This is a genomic window from Paenibacillus sp. E194 (assembly GCF_000935845.1).
Taxonomy (GTDB): domain Bacteria; phylum Bacillota; class Bacilli; order Paenibacillales; family Paenibacillaceae; genus Paenibacillus_B; species Paenibacillus_B alvei_B.
Genome location: NZ_JMDX01000495.1, coordinates 1 through 1,317, shown reverse-complemented (window position 1 = coordinate 1,317; position 1,317 = coordinate 1). Strand labels below are relative to the sequence as shown.

The window sequence follows — 1,317 nt, the reverse complement described above, 5'->3', positions numbered from 1 at the left end:
GTGTGAACGGCAATATGCTTCGCCGTATAATCAGCGAGCACTTCGTTCGTATTCATTTCGCTGAAGCCGTCCGACAGCAGGACGGCCATCGTGCCGCCCGAATCAGCCGGATTGTCCTTAATATGCTTCATCGCTTCGGATAGAGACAGGCCGATATCCGTACGGCCCTGCGTCGGCTGGAGCCCATCCATCTTAGCGAACAGCTCATCCTTGACAGCCTGATCCTTCACTTGCACGAAAGGCTGAAGCAGGATCACGCTGTCGTTAAATACAAATACAGCTACCCGCTTGTCCCGATCCATCTCTTCGATCATTCGCTTGGCCGCTTTATAGCGATCCTGGTTCGGATCCGTCTGCTCCATGCTGCCCGAATTGTCGATCACAAGCACGATATTTTCGACCGACTCCACGCCGCCCGCTTCAATCTGGTAGGCCGCTTCGAGCGTCAGCCCCGCGATGAACAGCAGGAGGAGCGTCGCGGGCACGAGCACCAGCCACGATGTGCCCGCATACCGCTGCCGCCACGATTGGCCATTCAGCCGGGGCGAGATCATCTCGGCCGTCAGACAGGCCAGGCCGATGAATAGGGCGATGATCCCGAAGTAGAGCCCGCTCACCACGACATCCGGCCAGTGGCCAACTAGACGACACAGCAGCCACTCCCCGGCGGCCCAGCCAACCGTGCCTCCAATCAGGCTGAACAGCACCATGAGCCAATTCACTTTTCGCTGCATAAATATAGCATCCTCTCACATAAAATACGTGTTCATAAAGGCCGGTATATACATATACGTTCAGGTAATCGTCATGACCCGCTCCATGCCAGGTCCGCTGCCCCGGACGCAGCTTCTGCCCTTCGGATCGATGCGCTGGCGTTCCGCTTCCCCGCCATCCCCCCGAGAATGGCAGCAGTCCGTACGGAACGCCTGCTGTCCCGCACGGAAGCCCAGCGGACGCTCGCCTGGCATACCCGGATTAACGGATAGGCGGCAGCAGTTCAGGATCGATACCATGGAATCGGTACCCGTTCTGCACGTAGCTCTCGTAGTACATTTTACCGTTCCGGTAATACATCAGGTCCTCGACGCAGAAGCCGCCCATCATGTTCAGCTTCTCTACCCCGCTGCTTCGCTTCTCGTGCACGCAGCCGAGCTTGTAGATACGGGACGTCTCCTCCTCGTTTAACGCATACCGCATAAATTCGCTCGTCGTGTCGCCGAAAAAATATTTCTCCTCGTAGCGGTGCTTATGCGTATAATCGAGCAAGCGGATATGAATGCCAGCATATCCTCCAGCGTCCGATACAGCTTCTTGAAC

General features: G+C 56.6%; 3 protein-coding genes and 1 pseudogene. All 4 read right to left on the bottom strand.

Going from position 1 to position 1,317, the window contains the following annotated elements; genetic code table 11:
• A partial coding sequence (locus AZ66_RS29175; protein ID WP_231587104.1) for a VWA domain-containing protein occupies window positions 1-491 on the bottom strand: 491 nt, incomplete at its 3' end.
• Complete coding sequence (locus tag AZ66_RS33225; protein ID WP_231587103.1) at window positions 421-651, bottom strand: hypothetical protein; 231 nt, start codon at window positions 649-651, stop codon at window positions 421-423. The genes AZ66_RS33225 and AZ66_RS29175, both read right to left, overlap by 71 nt.
• Window positions 652-794: 143 nt before the next feature.
• Entirely contained in the window at window positions 795-1,013 is a 219-nt protein-coding gene (locus AZ66_RS31730) for a hypothetical protein (protein ID WP_156160139.1), read from the bottom strand.
• Window positions 976-1,317, bottom strand: a pseudogene (locus tag AZ66_RS32260) (transcription initiation factor TFIID); the annotation flags it as partial. The gene AZ66_RS31730 and the pseudogene AZ66_RS32260, both read right to left, overlap by 38 nt.

Coding starts and splice junctions, on each gene's coding strand:
- AZ66_RS31730 (WP_156160139.1), bottom strand. CDS start 1,013: ATGGTATCGATCCTGAACTGCTGCCGCCTATCCGTTAATCCGGGTATG.